This window comes from Microbulbifer mixtoriginis (SeqCode) (genome assembly GCF_052467235.1).
Genome location: NZ_CP174305.1, coordinates 4,483,418 through 4,498,910, shown reverse-complemented (window position 1 = coordinate 4,498,910; position 15,493 = coordinate 4,483,418). Strand labels below are relative to the sequence as shown.

The following is a 15,493-nucleotide window of genomic DNA, read 5'->3' as shown; positions in this document are numbered from 1 at the left end:
TAAAAGGACATAATGATGAAGTATGAAGGCTTTACTACATTCTCAACCGCTCAAAAGGAAGGCATTTTAACGGTCACATTTGATTTTGGGCCAGTGAATGTCCAGGGGCAAGAAATGCTGGCGGACCTTAACAGTTTAGCTATGCGCCTGGAACGGGATCGCAATACCAAAGTGGTAGTTTTTCAATCGGCAAACCCTGAAATTTGGGTCTGCCACTATGACACCGAGCTCTTAAAGGATATGTCTGATGAGGCAATATCCCGAGATGAAGTTAAGTTACTCGATTTACAAGCGGTTTGTGAGCGAATTAGTAAAGTTCCACAGGCAACCATTGCCAAACTAGAAGGCTTTGCTCGAGGCGGCGGCCACGAGTTGGCGCTGGCAATGGATATGCGTTTTGCCGCACGTGGCAAATTTAAGTTTATGCAAATGGAAGTTGGTATGGGAATACTGCCCTGCGGTGGTGGCGCATCTCGGATGGCTCGCCAGACCGGGTTAGGGAGAGCATTAGAGATCATTCTAAGTGCTCAAGACTTCGATGCGGATGAGGCGGAGAGGCTAGGCACAATTAACAAAGCACTGGACCCTGATGAAATCGGTGAATATGTAGATTCACTAGCAAAGAGAATCTCTCAATTTCCTGCTGAATCTATCAATGCCTGTAAACAGGCTGTATATGAGTCCATCGACAAGCCCATAGATGAAGCATTGAAGGCTGAAGCCTACTGGTTATATCAAGCGACCAGTAAAACACCTGCACTGAAGCGGTTTTCGATCGCTGATGAGCAGGGATTAGAGCACGATATTGAAAATCAACGTAATTGGAGTGAACTGGTCATGCAAGTACAGAACATCAATTAACCCTTTGAAAGGCTTCTTTTTCTCATAGAAAAATAGAATCTATTTATTCTAAGGGCTGATTATTAGTAATTCGCCCTGATAATCAGTCCAAAATCCTGATTAGCTACCATTATTACCCGTGATATTTGAGAATTAAAAATGAAAGCAATGATAGTAAATGCCTTTGGCGGTCCAGATGTATTTGAAGAAGCCGATGTAGCAAAGCCAACAATTAAGGCTGGGCATGTACTGGTAAAGGTTGCAGCAACCAGCGTTAACACCGTCGATACGATGATCCGAGAAATGGGCACGGAACTGCCCTTCTCTCCACCTCTCCACGCCATCTTAGGCATGGATTTCGCTGGTACGATTGAAGAGGTTGGTGAAGGTGCCAGTGACTATAAGGTTGGCGATGAAGTCTATGGTTGTGCCGGTGGTTTAGCAGATTTGCCGGGCACCCTGGCCGAATATATGATTGCGGATGCCAACCTGATCGCATTAAAGCCCACAAATTTAACCATGCGAGAAGCAGCAGCTTTACCACTGGTTGGTATTACCGCGTATGAAGGGCTAAAACGTGCCGGTATTAAAGCGGGTCAGAAAGTCCTTGTTCATGGTGGTTCGGGGGGCGTTGGGCATATTGCCTTGCAATTAGCCCGTCACTTTGGCACCGAGGTCTTTTCAACAGGAGCCGGTGAGCCTCAAATGGCTCTAATCAAAAAGCTCGGTGGAACACCAATCAACTACAAAAAAGAATCGGTCGAGGAATACGTCAAAGAACATACAGATGGCAAAGGCTTTGATATCGTATTCGATTCTGTGGGTGGCGTTAACATGGCAAAATCATTCGAAGCAGCCACACTCAATGGGCATGTGATATCAACTGTTGCTATGGTTGAGCTTGACTTAACAACGGCCCACCTTAAAGGCCTTTCTTTGCATGTCGTTTTTATGCTGATCCCCATGATCCATAATCAAGGGCGCAAAGACCATGGGACCATCTTAAAAGCCCTTAAATCTATTGTAGAAAAGGGTGATGTCAAACCCGTACTCGACGAATCATCCTTTGGCTATAAGGAGATTGGCAAAGCTCACGCAAGGCTGAGTAGCGGTAAAGCTATGGGCAAAGTTGTGGTTACTATTGACTGACTCTTGAAAAATTCAAAAGCTACGGCCCACTTGTTGGGCCTAAACAAACCATTTAACATCGAACTAGTATCCTAGCTGAACAATTGCGAGCAAACAAATTTTACTCATCAGGCTTATAACCCGGATTATATATCGAATATACCCTAACATACGAAAACTTGTTGCTTGGACTTACATCATAAAAAGCACACATCATAAGCCTGAATTTTGAGCCGGCATTATAAGTTATGCCATTCCACTCAAGATCCTCTTTACAGAGGAAATCTATCGGCGCTTCAGAAGCTACAGTTTTTTCATCCGCCAAGAAATGAGTATGACTTAGAATCACCTCCTGCATTTTTTCTGCAACGCCCTCCCAGAAGGCCAGAATTTGGTCGCGCCCAATATTTTTACGAGCTTGAGGAACATACTCAAAAGTTGCACTCTTTTCGTAATACTTACCAAAGAAATCACCCAGGCTAACTCCTCCAGTGAAAGTAGAGTTAAAATCACGAATATACTGCCGATATCTTTCCTCAGTAAACATTTAAATAACCCTTACACTCTCAAACCAAAGGGGGAAAGTTAAAATTGCTTACAATATAAATTTCAACGGCCACATTACGAACTTAAAAGCTTTCACCAATATTTACCATAACCGTATCAAGTTAAATTGTAGTGGCCAGGTGCAATAACGCCATTTGGATCGAAAACCTTCTTAATATCCCTTGTGACCTGCCAAAAAATATCATCAGGATCAACTACAAGATCCATAAAATCAACAAACAGACGGTTAGGATGGAAGCCGGCCTTAATGAATTCTTCATTAAGCTCCTTTGCCAAGGATCGCGATTCCTCTCGCGCTACTTTATCGGTACGTATAAAGTGCGTTGATATACTGAAATGAGTTGTCTTGTCATCAACAAGGCCAAATGCATAACTTGCTTGAGCCTTACTGTAATGTGTATTTACTTTGCGAACAATTGAGTTTGCCTGCTGAACATATTCAACATTCATGGGCACTGTTGGAAGAATGAAATGCATACCAATGTCAGTGTGATCCGGATTCTCCCATCCTTCAGGAAGTTCCGTTTGAGCCGGCCAATAAATGCTCATGATAGGTCGATCACTTGGCTCACCCAATGCCATACGATAAAAGCCTGCATTACAATGAATAAAAGAGTTCATTTTTTTCCAGCCGACAAGCTTGGAGGTATACAATCCTAAGTTAATCAACCTATCCGTTACATAAAAAGTAATACCCCAAGGACTCAACCTCTTCAACTCTTTTTTTGCTGCTTTTATCTGGTATTTGGTACCACTGATATTTGAAAATATTACACCTGCACCAAATGAGTATCGATTCAGAAATCCCATCAAGCTCTCACGATCTATATCAACACCCTGCCCCTTAAGATCTTGATACATTACAGGAGCCAGACCATTTTTAACCCTGACATTTTCATAGTAATGAGTAATAGAATTAACCAACCCAAGTTGTTTAATTCCTTTGAGGGCATTGATTGCATCACCCAGGTAACTTTCATCCTTTAAAACCGTCAAAAACATGCACTTTTTTTCAGGCCTTCTCCTCAACTCTATTGTTGCACGTGTTACAACTCCAAAATTTGATTGCAAAAAAATCCGAAGATATGATGGCCCTATTCCTTCCGGAAAGGTATTAGTTGCTTTACAATTTGCATAATGCCCAAATCCCGTCTTAAATATTCTCCCATCCCCTAGAACAACCTCCAGATTAAGAAGTTGCTTATATCGCTCCATATTGTACCCCACCCCTTTGTCTAGAGCGTTGCCTACTATACTTGTATCCTTTGCAGAGCCTGTTGTGTCTGAAAAATACTTTGAGCCAGTCTCGTTGAGGTAATTAAAAAGTTGAAACTGTGTCACTCCCGGCTCAATAACTGCATAGCCAAACTCTTCATTTACTTCGATAATCTTATTCATTCGATGAAGATCAACAAGTATTAGATCACCCTGCGTTGATAATTTTGAACCAAAGCCCCAGGACTTTCCGGTACTAAAAGGCTGTATACAAACTTTAAATTTATTTGCATATAAGACTATCTGTCGAACTTCCTCAGCAGACTCAGGATATAAGATTAAAGGAACATCTACGTTATATGATGTAACATTTTCAATATGCTGTGCTATTTCATCCTGCTCAGATACAACTTGATCAGCCCTAAAAGTTTTTTTCATCTCCAGCAAAAAATCTCTAATCATAACCACTCCACACAGCCCTATACTGGTACAAAATCGCGACATCCTAGTGCTTTACTGGAGATCTACTATTACTCTAAAAGCAAAAGAGCTAACAAATAGACCTAAACCAAAGCGAAAAGACAAACAAACCTTAGAGTTCATTTAGGTGACAAAAATAGAAGTTAAGCGACAAATCAATATATAAATCACTTCTACACATATTAGAGTGTAACCCTTCGTGTTAAAGATATTTATAAAGACAATAGTGAGGTAGAGCATGTATATAAAGGCGCCCACCTCCTCAGACACCCCCTTATGGGATCGCCTGATGGGCAACTACACCTTTGCTTGTCTGAAGGTTGCCGCTCAACTTGATATTTACGGCCTGATAGACAAGGGCTACAACACTAGCGACAAGATCTCTCAGGCACTGCAACTTAGTAGCAAGGGTGTTGAGCAATATCTTTTGATTCTTAATCACCTGGGTTATATCAAAATGGAACTGGCCCAGTATGAGAACACTGAGCTGGCAAAAAATTATTTAGATAAGAACAGTTTATATTATTGGGGGGAAGTCTTGCTGGACCCCTTTGCTATTTACGATATCAATCATTTGGACAAGAAAATTATAACCAGCCTTAAGCGGGAATATGAATTAGAGTGTAAGGGGCGTTCAGTAACCGATATGTGGCAAAACGATGAAATGGATAATGAATCGGCAGCGGCGTTTACTCATCTAATGCACTCTCAGGGTTTCGCCTCTGCAGTTAAAGCCGCTTCAGACGGTATTTTCAAACAGGTTGATACCTTACTTGATGCTGGTGCCGGCTCAGGGACTATCGCCCTAGCCTTCTGTGAAACATATCCAAATCGCACTGCTGTACTCTTTGATCTTGCCCCAGTCTGTGAAATTGCCAAGGAGTATGTACAAAAATTTAACAAAACTCGGCAAATAACCATTGCAAAGGGGGACCTATTCAGCGCTGAGTGGCCCACGGGCTTTGACGGCCTCTGCTTTAGCAATGTACTACACGACTGGCAAGAAGCTATCTGTGAATCCTTACTGAGTAAGGCCTTCTCTCTACTGCCCAAAGAGGGTTTTATCTTTATTCATGACATGCTCCTAGATGAAAGCCAGCTTACACCGAGCTTATTTAGCTTCCATCTTTTTATGAATCATGGTTCACGGTTATATTCCGAAAAGGAGCTATACCAAATGCTCACTAAAGCCGGCTTTAAAAATCCGCAAAGCGACAAAGCACTCGGCTATTTCTCAGTCATTTCAGCGCAAAAGCCCTAGCTGATGCATTCATAACCATGGCCATCCATCGGGCAAGTCAATAAAGAAATGAAAGCACGGAGCTCCCCATGACCATCGGACACTTAGATTGGAGCCAGCTGTTACACCATGCCAGATCAATATCTGTACAGGGGGGGCTCAGTGTGCCCCCAAACGCCAACCGGATTGAAGACCTACCTATCAGTGGGCCGAAAGAAATCTTAAAAATCTCCAAAGCCTTGGCAAGAACAGAGGGCGCTATATTAATGTCCAGCGGTGGTACCACAGGAAACCCCAAGCTGGCCTATACGCCCTTCCATCAGGCAACACAGAGACTTCTACAACAGTGGAAACCACTTGGGCCTGGCGATGTACTCCTCAACCTTTTCAACCCCGGCCGCCTATGGGGTGCCCACTACTTTATTCAAACTCTCGCCGAAAAAAGCAGAGCTATCACCGCACCTGTAGGGCCCTTTACTCCCACTGAAACAGGCGCTTGGCTGGAGACATTTCGCAAGATAGAGATTAATGCCCTTGCTGGAGCTCCCACAGGATTAGCGGACTTCGCCCAGGGCATCCTTGATGGCAATTGCAAACTGAACATCAAAACAATTATTTGGATGGCGGAACCCTGGACCGAGAAAAAGTTTAATACGGTGCGTATGGCCTTTCCAAATGCCGGCTTCTGGTGTGACTACGGTTCGGTGGAGACCAACAGCATCGCTGTTAACGGGCCCGAGTGTGATCGGGATACTTACCACCTTTTAGCGGATCAATTGATTGAACCCGACGATCACGGGGCCCTACTCACACGTATTGGCGATGGCTGGACAGTACCAGTTATACGCTATCGGTTAGGGGATTTGATTCGGCACGCCACTTGCCCATGTGGTCAGCCAAATGCATTGCTGATTGAGGGGCGCGCGGACGATGATGTGAGTCTTTGTAGTGCGATTTTTAGCGTTAGGAACATACTTGCTATCGCTAGAGAAGAGGATGGTGTTGAGGAGGCGCAGCTGATTCTCACAAAAAGCGGGGAAACACGTAAATCTGCAAGCGAACTTACTTTAGCTTATACCGGTATTACAGAATCCGACATAGTTCGAAAACGAATTCTAGTTGAGATTCATAACTTGGCATCTGTAGTCCAGCAATACCCTGGAGCCTTTAGCACAAAACGGGTTGAAAGGCTGATGAGGGTCAAAAGAACTAACAAGGTGCCGCCTATTATTCAGGCAGACGATATCAATTTGTAGATTTCAGTCAAGCACTAAAGATACAGCATAGGAAACATAGAAATGAAGTCCATAGCTAATTTGTCAGTGCTATTCTCAACCCTACTGTTACGCCCTATACGTGCTGTATGTTCTCAAATGATTGCCAACTTTATAGAAAGCTCTAAATGCTTCCCATTTGATGAGATAATAACCATTGAAAGAATTATAAAACATGGTTTTAAGAAAGATAAATATTGCTTTGTGAAGGATGACATCTGTATAAGCTATTATCATGGACCTCCTTTAATAGATCAAAATTTACAATACTCTGTTACATTTGAAGCAAATGGCAGTGAAAGTACTGCCAGCATGAACTTGAATAAGAGTTCTTTAACAAGGATATATTCTGGAACGGTAATATTATTACACGGATTTCGGGTATCCAAAGAATTCATGTTGAACTCGGCAATATATTTTCGTTTCTTAGGTTATCACGTTGTTGTTCCAGATCTCCTCGGCCATGGTGAATCAGGTGGGATTAAGAAATATGGAGTTTATGATAGCAAGCTCATCAACCCTTTTATTAACAACCTCATTGAAGAAGATATTATTAAGAAGGATAATTTTTATATTGTTGGGAACTCAATGGGTGCCCTAACCGCTACATATATCTCAAATTTGAGAACGGATATCAGTGGAGTTATTTTATTAGCCCCAATGCCCCAATTTGATCAAGCCTTATATAATCACTCTAAAGTCACACATCCAATACTTAGCAAAATCATTCCGGAACAAGATATTCGCAAAGGCGCCAGTTTAGTCTTGAAAAAAAATAATATTAACCTGGAGGATACAAATATAATCCCCCTTATCCAATCATCTAAAATTCCAATACTTTTAATATCCTCAGATACAGATCGAATCGCTCCTTACTCCGACTACAAAGGCTTAAGCCAAGATAATATTGACTTAGTCAAGATTCACAATAGGAACCATCAGAGTATGACAACAATTGGAGATGACGAACATATCTCGATTATTAGATGGCTCAATAAAAATGAAAAGGAATAATACTAAATTTACACATCCTATTTATACCCGAATAAATAAATCATCTTACCAACCAAAAAAAACAGTCACGTCCCTGGGACCTTAGGGATATTAGCTCTTAGTGCACCATAGATTTCAAAAATTATACCGCTATATAAATATGGCAATATAGGCATAGACTGGTGCTGGCGATTCAGGCCCCGGTGAATGATACAAGTTCATGAACGCTGTAAGCCTGGAAACAAAAACCCCTGATCACTATCGAACTTGTAGTCTGGATGCTCCCAGGCGATCATCTTACCCGGATTGAGTAGCCCCTTGGGGTCTGTCTGCCTTTTAAATGCAAGCAGCACCGGGTCAATTTGCTTCATCCCCCCTTCTTCCAGAGTGAATCGGTGCGGATTGAAAATCGTACACCCGAGCGCTTCATGCCGTTTGATAATTTCATCAAGCCGGGTTTTATCCGTGAAGCGAACAAAGGGTAGACCAATGGGAACTAGGCGTCCGTTGTAGCGAATAAACTCCAGGTGGCCGGGCAACTCTTCAGCGTATATGCTCTGCAACTTGCCGACGGTCTCAAGTGGGTTCATATCAGGATAACGGACCTGAAGATAGGTAATCGATGGGTCAACGCTTAGGCCACGCAAGGTTGTGTGGTTCCAGGTGAGTTCATAAGCCGGCGGTAAATGCGTGATATCTTCAGCGGTTGCCCTATCGGAGCGGTACAACATCTCAGCACCCGGCGATCGGCTCAGGAGCCCATCCAATGCCCCCATGGCAAACGCTGCCACCATGAGCACAACAACGGACTGTTCCTTGCGGATAAATTTTTTGTGCCGTAAGAAATAGTCATGGGGCAACGGCGCTTCAATCGTAGCGATATCTTTTGTCAAAAGGCCATCCATGTTGGCAAGCTCTTCAGAAAAACGGATCGCATTTATAAAATCATCAAACCCGACGAGCACATCGATCCAGTCATAAGCTTCTGTCAGCGGTACTTCGATCTCGGTGATGATGCCTGTCGTACCGTAAGCGTGTAGAGCCTTTTGGACATCGCTTCCTGTCAGCTCCAGAACCTGTGGCTCCGCCTCCATGGTTACCATCCGCAGACGGATGACGTTACCTAGATCCCTGAGCCCTCCCCAATTCACCGAGCCGACCCCCGCAGCCCCCCCTGCAAGAAATCCTCCGATGGTCGCGATACGGTAGGTGGAGGGATGTATGCGGAGGGCATGACCGGTCCGGGATATCGTCTGGGCATCGATATCCGCCATAACGGCTCCAGGCTCGGTAACAACAACGCTTGGTTTAATATCCTTGACAGCATCCATTTCCGACAAATCCAGGACAACGCCACCGGAAAGTGGCATGGCCTGACCATAATTGCCGGTACCCGCCCCCCGAGCTGTCACCGGAATGTCCGCGGCGTAGCACACTTTTAGAACGCGAATAACCTCGTCAACATTTTTCGGGCTGACAAGCAGATCACCGGTCACACCATCAAGCTGCTCCTTGAGGATCGGGGAATACCAAAAGAAATCCCGGCTCTTTTTTCTCACTATCCGTGGATCATCCTCGACCTTGATACCGTCGAGATTCGCTTTCAAAGCGGAGATGTCAGTCATGGGCGTTGCGCTCCCATGTGCATGTGATGATCCAGTTCGCGGAAATCCGGCAAGTCCTTGTCAATGCTGTACCCTGCGCGCAGCACATGCCGTGGACCATTTGGGCGTGAAAGGAGTTCATTCCAATTGCGCGCACGAAAGAGAAGCAGATCTGCCGACTCACCGGCCCCAATCCAGCCGGCAGAAACCCCCATTATATCCGCCGGCGTGGTCGTTATTGACCGAACCCAGTCTCCAACCGGATGGTCCAGATGCAGAGTGCGAGTCGCCTGAGCGTAGACTTCAATCAGATCGAGGTCACCGTAGGCGCAAAAGGGGTCCCGTGTATTATCCGAAGCAACAACAACATCTATTCCACGGGAACGCATTTCATGCAACAGCGTGACACCCCGGCGGCGCGGAGTCCGGCCCATTACCCGGTCCTGAAGATAAAGATTGCTCACCGGCAGAGTCACGACCGCGATCCCCGCCTTAGCCACCAGGTCCAGCGTACGGTCTACCTCGTCATCAGGCTGTACCGATAAAGTACAGCAGTGCCCGCACACAATTTTCCCCTGAAAGCCCATGCGCAGAGCTGTTTCCGCGATGTGGCGCAAGGTCATTCCGGATGGGTCGAGCGTCTCATCGACATGAAAGTCGAGGTCCAACGCATGCTCCATAGCCGCACGGAACATCGCTTCAAGATACCGATCTAGATCGGGCACCATGTAGGTCGCTGCTCCCAAGATGCCCCCAGCAGCTTGCACCCTAGACGCAATGCGCCCTAAATATTGATCGTCTGCAGCAAGGCGATGGATGCCAAACAAACACACGCCCTGAAGTTCAACTCGGCCCGCCCATTCGGTGCGAATCTCGCAAAAGAGCGGCCAGGTGATCTCATCTTGCAGCGGCGAACTATCCAGGTGCGTCCGGATGACGGCCGTGCCATGGGTATAGGCACAACGCAGCCCAAATTCCATACGCACCCGAACATCCTCTGCTGACCAATTTTTACTCCGATCCCTGTCAACCGCCTGCATCGCCCCCATGAAAGTGCCGTCGGGATTGGATGCACGCGGCCAGATATGCCCTTTATCCAGATGGGTATGCAGATCGACAAGAGCCGGTAGGACCAAGCCGTTATCCAGGTCGAGCCCACCTGACGCCTCTGGCAGACTGGCCGCTGGAGCAACCTGGACCAGCGTTCCGTCACGAAATACCAAATCGCAGGAAACAAGATCCGATAGCTCAGAATTGCCAGGGTCGCGCAAGACACAGGCAGGGACCGTTGCATTTCTTATGGTGCCAGTGCCTTTGAAACTAGAGCCCCAACTTGCCTGCATCTACACCTCCCGTTCCAATGCGCCCGCACACAATTTGCGCATAGCTGGTAAGAAAAGAGATTGAAAGACAGAGATACCAAAATGCATGCAACAACCCAGTAGGGAATCTTCTGCTGATACTCTGCTCCAGTACAAATATGGCAAGGCCAAGTCCGGAATAGGATATGCCCACAATGAATACGACTGCATCGATAAAATACTGGCCGCCAGCGATCTGCTATCGGCCCAGGAGATACAGTAAGGACATGCTTGATTGTCTTGCAGGCTAAGTCACCGGCCGATTTGCCTCACCAGCAGCTTGCACCCGTAGTTAAAACCGGCGCTATTTGCGTGATGTTGCACATCTTTGATTGTAGCCGGCCCTCTACTTCTGCGATTTGGATATCTGATTAGTTTGAGCTGCTTTTTCTTCTCTGAGCCTTAACACCTGTTACTGCCCTAGCTGACGTGTCCTTTCACTATTCAAATGAGACTAATTAAGCTCCCCTACCGGCAGTCTGGAGCGACTTCTCCCTAAAGATCGGTGGAAGCTTCAGATAGGTTAGTGCCCGCCAAAACCACTCTAAAGGCCCCATACGGAAAACTTTCAGCCACAAATCAGAATAAGCGAGCTGAAATAGGACAAGACCAATACAAACACCAACAACTTCTACTCTTGTCAGCGCACCATATAGCCCCATTCCAAAGCCATAAAATATAAACACACCAATCAAAGACTGAGCGAGGTAATTGGTAAATGCCATTCGGCCAACCTGTTGTATTTTATTCTTAATCCACAGATGTGTATTACTCTGATACCAGAGACAGGCCAAGCCAACATAGCCGATACTGGTGGAGGTAGCCCCTACCAGATTAAATGCATCGCCATATAAGAAGTAGTGATTAATCTCCCAATCATTGCTGTAGTTCCAAACTAAACCCAATACAGTAAGGATCAAACCAATGGGTGTTGCGACAACAGCCATCTTTTTATAGGTCTCAGGGCTTGCCTCACCACGTAAGATACCAACTTTATAGAGTCCCATACCTATTAGTATCATCGCGGCGATTTTCAAAATAAACGACAAACTGAAAAATAGCATCACGATATTCGCCTCCATATCTGCATCGCTATCTTCAGCTGCGAATCGGTGATTGACCAACTCCCAGAAACCACCTGTATAGGCCGCAACTTCCCTTTGAATTTGTGCTGTATCAGGTGCGAAGATATCTGAGACTATATATTTAGCTTCCCCACTGAGCCCGGATAACACCACACCGGTATAGTTTGAAACCAGTACAGCGCCTATTAAACTCAAAGTTCCCAGTGTAATGAGCCAACTTCCACGCAGTCCACGGAATATATAAAGCACCATAGCAACAAGCGCATATACTGTCAGTATGTCGCCCTCCCAGATATAGATCGCATGGAGCAAGCCTATAACCAGTAGCCAAAAGTTGCGGCTGTAATGAATCTTAGCGGCAGATTTTTGCTGGTTTAATCGCTTCTCCGCAAGAAGGATAATACCCGCTCCAAAAAGCATGGCAAAAAGTCCCATAAATTTTTGATCGGCAAATATATGTAAGAAAATAAAAATCAGATCATTAAGTGGTCCATCTGCCAGATACGCTTTAGGGTTCAAATAGGCAGCCATGGGCATGGAAAAACTAACCATATTCATAAAAGGAATGCCCAATATGGCAATTCCTCTCAGCAAATCCAATTGTGAAATTCGGGCTGGCATGCACATCCTTTTAAGCAAAAATAGAGCAGGTTAATGCCAGTGTAGGTTTGACACAAGATTGAACCACTTAAAAGTATTATTCTTTTATTGACCAGACATACCAACTTAAAAAATTAGCCGGTTAACACTCCTTTTGGGACGACTGGACTAATAGTTTTTTTAGATCGGTTAGAAAAAATATTTGAAATCTGTCGAGCGCGCATCACCATAATACAAAAATTGCCACTTCCGCTGTCCATACAAGACCTTGGATATCACAATCTTATCAATGGCAATTTATATAACGATTAGATTATCACCACAGACTTAAAAATTGTCCGCTTCTATTATTAATGTAAAGGATATTTAATCTCCTTAGCCATCCCCCACATCTTGTAGTCTGCCGGCATTTCGGAGAGGTAATTTAGAGTGTTATAGATCAGGCTCTTCTCCATTTGGTCTATTCCCAAAGATTTACTCCACCCCTCAGCTGCCAATCGATAGCTCATTACAATCAGAAGAAATTTCTGCTCATTCGATAGCCCACTGCCATGCCCATTAATTAAGAGGTGCATGGAGACAAGGTCATAATCCAGATCAAACTTAGATTCATTAACCTGGATATTAATTTGGGCTGATCGCCCAGACACTGATGATCCACGAGCAACTATCTGCATCTCGTCCAGAAAAAAAGATACATGGGCGTTATCTTTATCAGAACTATTCACATAGCGCCCTCTTAACGCCAGTTCCCGAATCTGCCTTTTGCTAATTTCACCCCGGAGCCATAAGTTGGTCATTTTTGTAAGGGGACCGTAGGATTCAGCGGCGGGGGTGTTTTCTTCTGCCGCAAGAGGCAATGAAATGAGAAGTACGACAAGACAAATACAGATCCTTGTTACAGCCATTGCTACTACCACTCAAAATCAAGAATTGACCACATAAGCGACACAGGAATTACCGCTATTAATGAGTATATTCAATGATTAGCCTACAAACATTGTTCTGGGGGACAGTGACACTTATTGATAGATTTGTCCATTGGAGGCTTAAATTCAACATTAATTTTTGCTTTGTATGCTTGGCTCTTCTCTTGGTGACGCTGCAATGACTCCCTCAATGAAGCATGTAGCCCTCCAGAGAGAAAATAGCCCATAAACATCTCAACCTCATCGTCCAAACTCAAGCTCTCCTCCCCTCTCCCCATTCCTATTCGAGAATTAATTTTTGACAAGCTGTAAGTCAATAAAATTTCTTGAGCATCGCGTTCGAACATGCTGAACAGTTCTATTGCCCAATCGATTTCTAGTGTCTGGGAGAGCGCATGAAAGTTATCCCTAAATTCTATGTAGATAGAAGAAAAGTCTTCACCTCCTTGAAGGAATCTACTTACGTAGGTGGATTCCTCATTCCGTAAAAAATCCAATTTCGCCTGGATCGTTATTTCCTGAATATCATTGGCAAGGATATAGCCAGTGAGTCTATTGACTTCAACTACCGTCATGCCAAGTTCATAAAGTTTAACTTGGTGTTCAAGCAGTCCTCGCAAAGAGGATAACGGCACTAGCAATCGATATGCAGTTATCCATTCAGGATGATCCTTTAAATTAATTTCATACCAACTTGGACCCTTTTTTTCAAGACCATGCTTTTGGAGGAAAGACAAGTCTTCACCATCATAACTTGCTTGGCGAACTGCTTTCATTCGTATCCAGGCAGTCAAATTCCGCTCTCTACTCAGTACCCAGTCGATGTCAATTTCCTTATTGAGATCATTGGCCGTAGCATACAGTATCGCTAAGGCATCTTGGTGAGTACTGGCGACAGTGGGAATAGCAAAGATGGGGGTAACTAAAGAAAGCAGCAGTAAGGTGGCTTTGGAGAGGGATGACATGAGGATACCTTCTGTCGCTTTGAGTAACCCTATAAAATTAAGGCCCATGGAGTTAAAAGGGACCAACTTTAATTATCGCTCTGAGCCCTGTTAGGGAGAGACAATGGATGTCAGAATTTCCACCACAAAGCCCATGGGAAACGGACAGCCTGGATGGTCAAAATATAGCCACACAAGCGCTATAACAGAGTTATCGCTATTAATCAGTATATTCAGGGATTCTGATACGAACATTGCTTTGGAGAGCAACTGTACTTATTCATAGCTCTATCGATTCGGGGATTAAACACCGTATTTCTCTGAGCTATTTCAGCTTGCCTTTTCTCTCTGTGTTCCTCTAAAGAACTTCTCAATGATGCAGTCAACTGGCCGGATAGGAAATATCCCATAAATAATTTAACTTCCCTATCCAGATTGTAATTTCCCATACCACTCATGGAGGCAATGTTCGATACACCATAAGTCAATAGAATGCTTTGTGCTTCAGAATCAAACAGGCTAAACAATTTTATCACCCAATCTATATTAACGAGATGTCTGCGCAAATTGAATTTATGAATTAGTTCGATGTAGATATTGGCAAAGTCCTCACCACCCTGAAGGAATCTACCAACGTAGGCATCCCCTTCTTCCTGTAAACAATCCAGTAGTTCCTTGGTTTCAATTTCAAAGAGATCATTGGCGAGAACATAACGACTTAACTTTTGGACTTCAGCCACACTCATACCAAGTTGATAAAGTTCAGCTTGATTGTTTTGCAACATGTGCAAGGAGGATAAAGCCCCTAGTAGATCATATGCAGTTAACCATTCTGGGTGATCTGCATAGTGAATCTCATACCAAGATGGTTTCTTTTTCTCAAAGCCATACTTACTGAGGAAGGATAAGTCTTCACCATAGTAAATCGCTTGATGAACAGCATTCATTCTTTTCCAAGCAGCCAGGTTTCGCTCCCTGCTTAGCACCCAGTCACTATCAACCTTTCTGTTCGGATCATAGGTTTCAGCAAACAATGCCTCCAAGGATGCCCTTGAGGATTCGGCATAAGTAGAAGCGGCAAACAACATCAGCAGGAGCAAACAGATTTTGGTAAGTAATGACATGGAGCTCCCCTTACGGTGTTGCGTGTGGCTTTATTAGCCATAAGCGATTCCATTAACTATCGCCAATATCCTTCCGCCAAAGCGATAAACCGTGCCGGAATTATCAGTG

Annotated in this window: 14 protein-coding genes; 6 read left to right on the top strand and 8 right to left on the bottom strand. The window is 44.4% G+C overall.

From position 1 onward, the window contains the following. Positions 1-12: 12 nt before the first annotated feature. Both ACJJIO_RS19685 and ACJJIO_RS19680 read left to right on the top strand, forming a co-directional pair. Positions 13-861: an enoyl-CoA hydratase/isomerase family protein gene (locus tag ACJJIO_RS19685; protein WP_252081707.1), complete on the top strand. Its 849-nt coding sequence runs from the start codon at positions 13-15 to the stop codon at positions 859-861. A gap of 138 nt (positions 862-999) precedes the next feature. Continuing rightward, complete coding sequence (locus ACJJIO_RS19680) at positions 1,000-1,989, top strand: zinc-dependent alcohol dehydrogenase family protein (RefSeq protein WP_444909551.1); 990 nt, start codon at positions 1,000-1,002, stop codon at positions 1,987-1,989. Between the two features lie 100 nt (positions 1,990-2,089). Here ACJJIO_RS19680 and ACJJIO_RS19675 read toward each other — a convergent pair whose 3' ends face one another. Together ACJJIO_RS19675 and ACJJIO_RS19670 are read right to left on the bottom strand one after the other, a co-directional pair. Beyond that, entirely contained in the window at positions 2,090-2,515 is a 426-nt protein-coding gene (locus ACJJIO_RS19675; protein ID WP_444909550.1) for a nuclear transport factor 2-like protein, read from the bottom strand. 116 nt (positions 2,516-2,631) lie between these two features. Continuing rightward, the gene (locus ACJJIO_RS19670; protein ID WP_444909549.1) at positions 2,632-4,212 is read right to left on the bottom strand and encodes an FAD-binding oxidoreductase; all 1,581 of its coding nucleotides are present in this window, start codon (positions 4,210-4,212) and stop codon (positions 2,632-2,634) included. A gap of 256 nt (positions 4,213-4,468) precedes the next feature. Between ACJJIO_RS19670 and ACJJIO_RS19665 the strand changes: the two genes are divergently transcribed. The 3 genes from ACJJIO_RS19665 to ACJJIO_RS19655 all read left to right on the top strand — a co-directional run bounded on the left by ACJJIO_RS19665 (position 4,469) and on the right by ACJJIO_RS19655 (position 7,758). Further along, positions 4,469-5,491: a methyltransferase gene (locus tag ACJJIO_RS19665; RefSeq protein WP_444909548.1), complete on the top strand. Its 1,023-nt coding sequence runs from the start codon at positions 4,469-4,471 to the stop codon at positions 5,489-5,491. A 68-nt stretch (positions 5,492-5,559) separates the two neighbouring features. Then, positions 5,560-6,726 carry an AMP-binding protein gene (locus tag ACJJIO_RS19660; RefSeq protein WP_444909547.1) on the top strand — a complete coding sequence of 389 codons (1,167 nt, stop codon included), beginning with the start codon at positions 5,560-5,562 and terminating at the stop codon, positions 6,724-6,726. 42 nt (positions 6,727-6,768) lie between these two features. Further along, positions 6,769-7,758 carry an alpha/beta hydrolase gene (locus ACJJIO_RS19655; protein WP_444909546.1) on the top strand — a complete coding sequence of 330 codons (990 nt, stop codon included), beginning with the start codon at positions 6,769-6,771 and terminating at the stop codon, positions 7,756-7,758. 197 nt (positions 7,759-7,955) lie between these two features. Here ACJJIO_RS19655 and ACJJIO_RS19650 read toward each other — a convergent pair whose 3' ends face one another. Both ACJJIO_RS19650 and ACJJIO_RS19645 read right to left on the bottom strand, forming a co-directional pair. Beyond that, positions 7,956-9,362, bottom strand: a complete 1,407-nt coding sequence (locus ACJJIO_RS19650) for an FAD-binding oxidoreductase (RefSeq protein ID WP_444909545.1) — start codon at positions 9,360-9,362, stop codon at positions 7,956-7,958. Then, positions 9,359-10,684, bottom strand: coding sequence for a cytosine deaminase (locus ACJJIO_RS19645; RefSeq protein WP_444909544.1), 1,326 nt, complete (start codon positions 10,682-10,684; stop codon positions 9,359-9,361). Before ACJJIO_RS19645 ends, ACJJIO_RS19650 begins: the two co-directional genes overlap by 4 nt. A gap of 85 nt (positions 10,685-10,769) precedes the next feature. Here ACJJIO_RS19645 and ACJJIO_RS19640 point away from each other — a divergent pair, with 85 nt between their 5' ends. Further along, the gene (locus ACJJIO_RS19640) at positions 10,770-10,925 is read left to right on the top strand and encodes a hypothetical protein (RefSeq protein ID WP_444909543.1); all 156 of its coding nucleotides are present in this window, start codon (positions 10,770-10,772) and stop codon (positions 10,923-10,925) included. 235 nt (positions 10,926-11,160) lie between these two features. On the opposite strand, the gene ACJJIO_RS19635 is transcribed toward ACJJIO_RS19640, so the two are convergent. From ACJJIO_RS19635 to ACJJIO_RS19620, 4 genes are all read right to left on the bottom strand, one after another. Then, positions 11,161-12,408 (bottom strand): DUF418 domain-containing protein, encoded by a 1,248-nt coding sequence (locus ACJJIO_RS19635; RefSeq protein WP_444909542.1) that lies wholly within the window; start codon positions 12,406-12,408, stop codon positions 11,161-11,163. 329 nt (positions 12,409-12,737) lie between these two features. Next, on the bottom strand, positions 12,738-13,295 hold the full coding sequence (locus ACJJIO_RS19630) for a hypothetical protein (protein WP_252081718.1): 558 nt from the start codon (positions 13,293-13,295) through the stop codon (positions 12,738-12,740). An 83-nt stretch (positions 13,296-13,378) separates the two neighbouring features. Further along, positions 13,379-14,281 (bottom strand): hypothetical protein, encoded by a 903-nt coding sequence (locus ACJJIO_RS19625; RefSeq protein ID WP_444909541.1) that lies wholly within the window; start codon positions 14,279-14,281, stop codon positions 13,379-13,381. A gap of 212 nt (positions 14,282-14,493) precedes the next feature. Further along, positions 14,494-15,384 (bottom strand): hypothetical protein, encoded by an 891-nt coding sequence (locus ACJJIO_RS19620; protein WP_444909540.1) that lies wholly within the window; start codon positions 15,382-15,384, stop codon positions 14,494-14,496. Positions 15,385-15,493 lie beyond the last annotated feature (109 nt).

Coding starts and splice junctions, on each gene's coding strand:
- ACJJIO_RS19685 (WP_252081707.1), top strand. CDS start 13: ATGATGAAGTATGAAGGCTTTACTACATTCTCAACCGCTCAAAAGGAA.
- ACJJIO_RS19680 (WP_444909551.1), top strand. CDS start 1,000: ATGAAAGCAATGATAGTAAATGCCTTTGGCGGTCCAGATGTATTTGAA.
- ACJJIO_RS19675 (WP_444909550.1), bottom strand. CDS start 2,515: ATGTTTACTGAGGAAAGATATCGGCAGTATATTCGTGATTTTAACTCT.
- ACJJIO_RS19670 (WP_444909549.1), bottom strand. CDS start 4,212: ATGATTAGAGATTTTTTGCTGGAGATGAAAAAAACTTTTAGGGCTGAT.
- ACJJIO_RS19665 (WP_444909548.1), top strand. CDS start 4,469: ATGTATATAAAGGCGCCCACCTCCTCAGACACCCCCTTATGGGATCGC.
- ACJJIO_RS19660 (WP_444909547.1), top strand. CDS start 5,560: ATGACCATCGGACACTTAGATTGGAGCCAGCTGTTACACCATGCCAGA.
- ACJJIO_RS19655 (WP_444909546.1), top strand. CDS start 6,769: ATGAAGTCCATAGCTAATTTGTCAGTGCTATTCTCAACCCTACTGTTA.
- ACJJIO_RS19650 (WP_444909545.1), bottom strand. CDS start 9,362: ATGACTGACATCTCCGCTTTGAAAGCGAATCTCGACGGTATCAAGGTC.
- ACJJIO_RS19645 (WP_444909544.1), bottom strand. CDS start 10,684: ATGCAGGCAAGTTGGGGCTCTAGTTTCAAAGGCACTGGCACCATAAGA.
- ACJJIO_RS19640 (WP_444909543.1), top strand. CDS start 10,770: ATGCAACAACCCAGTAGGGAATCTTCTGCTGATACTCTGCTCCAGTAC.
- ACJJIO_RS19635 (WP_444909542.1), bottom strand. CDS start 12,408: ATGCCAGCCCGAATTTCACAATTGGATTTGCTGAGAGGAATTGCCATA.
- ACJJIO_RS19630 (WP_252081718.1), bottom strand. CDS start 13,295: ATGGCTGTAACAAGGATCTGTATTTGTCTTGTCGTACTTCTCATTTCA.
- ACJJIO_RS19625 (WP_444909541.1), bottom strand. CDS start 14,281: ATGTCATCCCTCTCCAAAGCCACCTTACTGCTGCTTTCTTTAGTTACC.
- ACJJIO_RS19620 (WP_444909540.1), bottom strand. CDS start 15,384: ATGTCATTACTTACCAAAATCTGTTTGCTCCTGCTGATGTTGTTTGCC.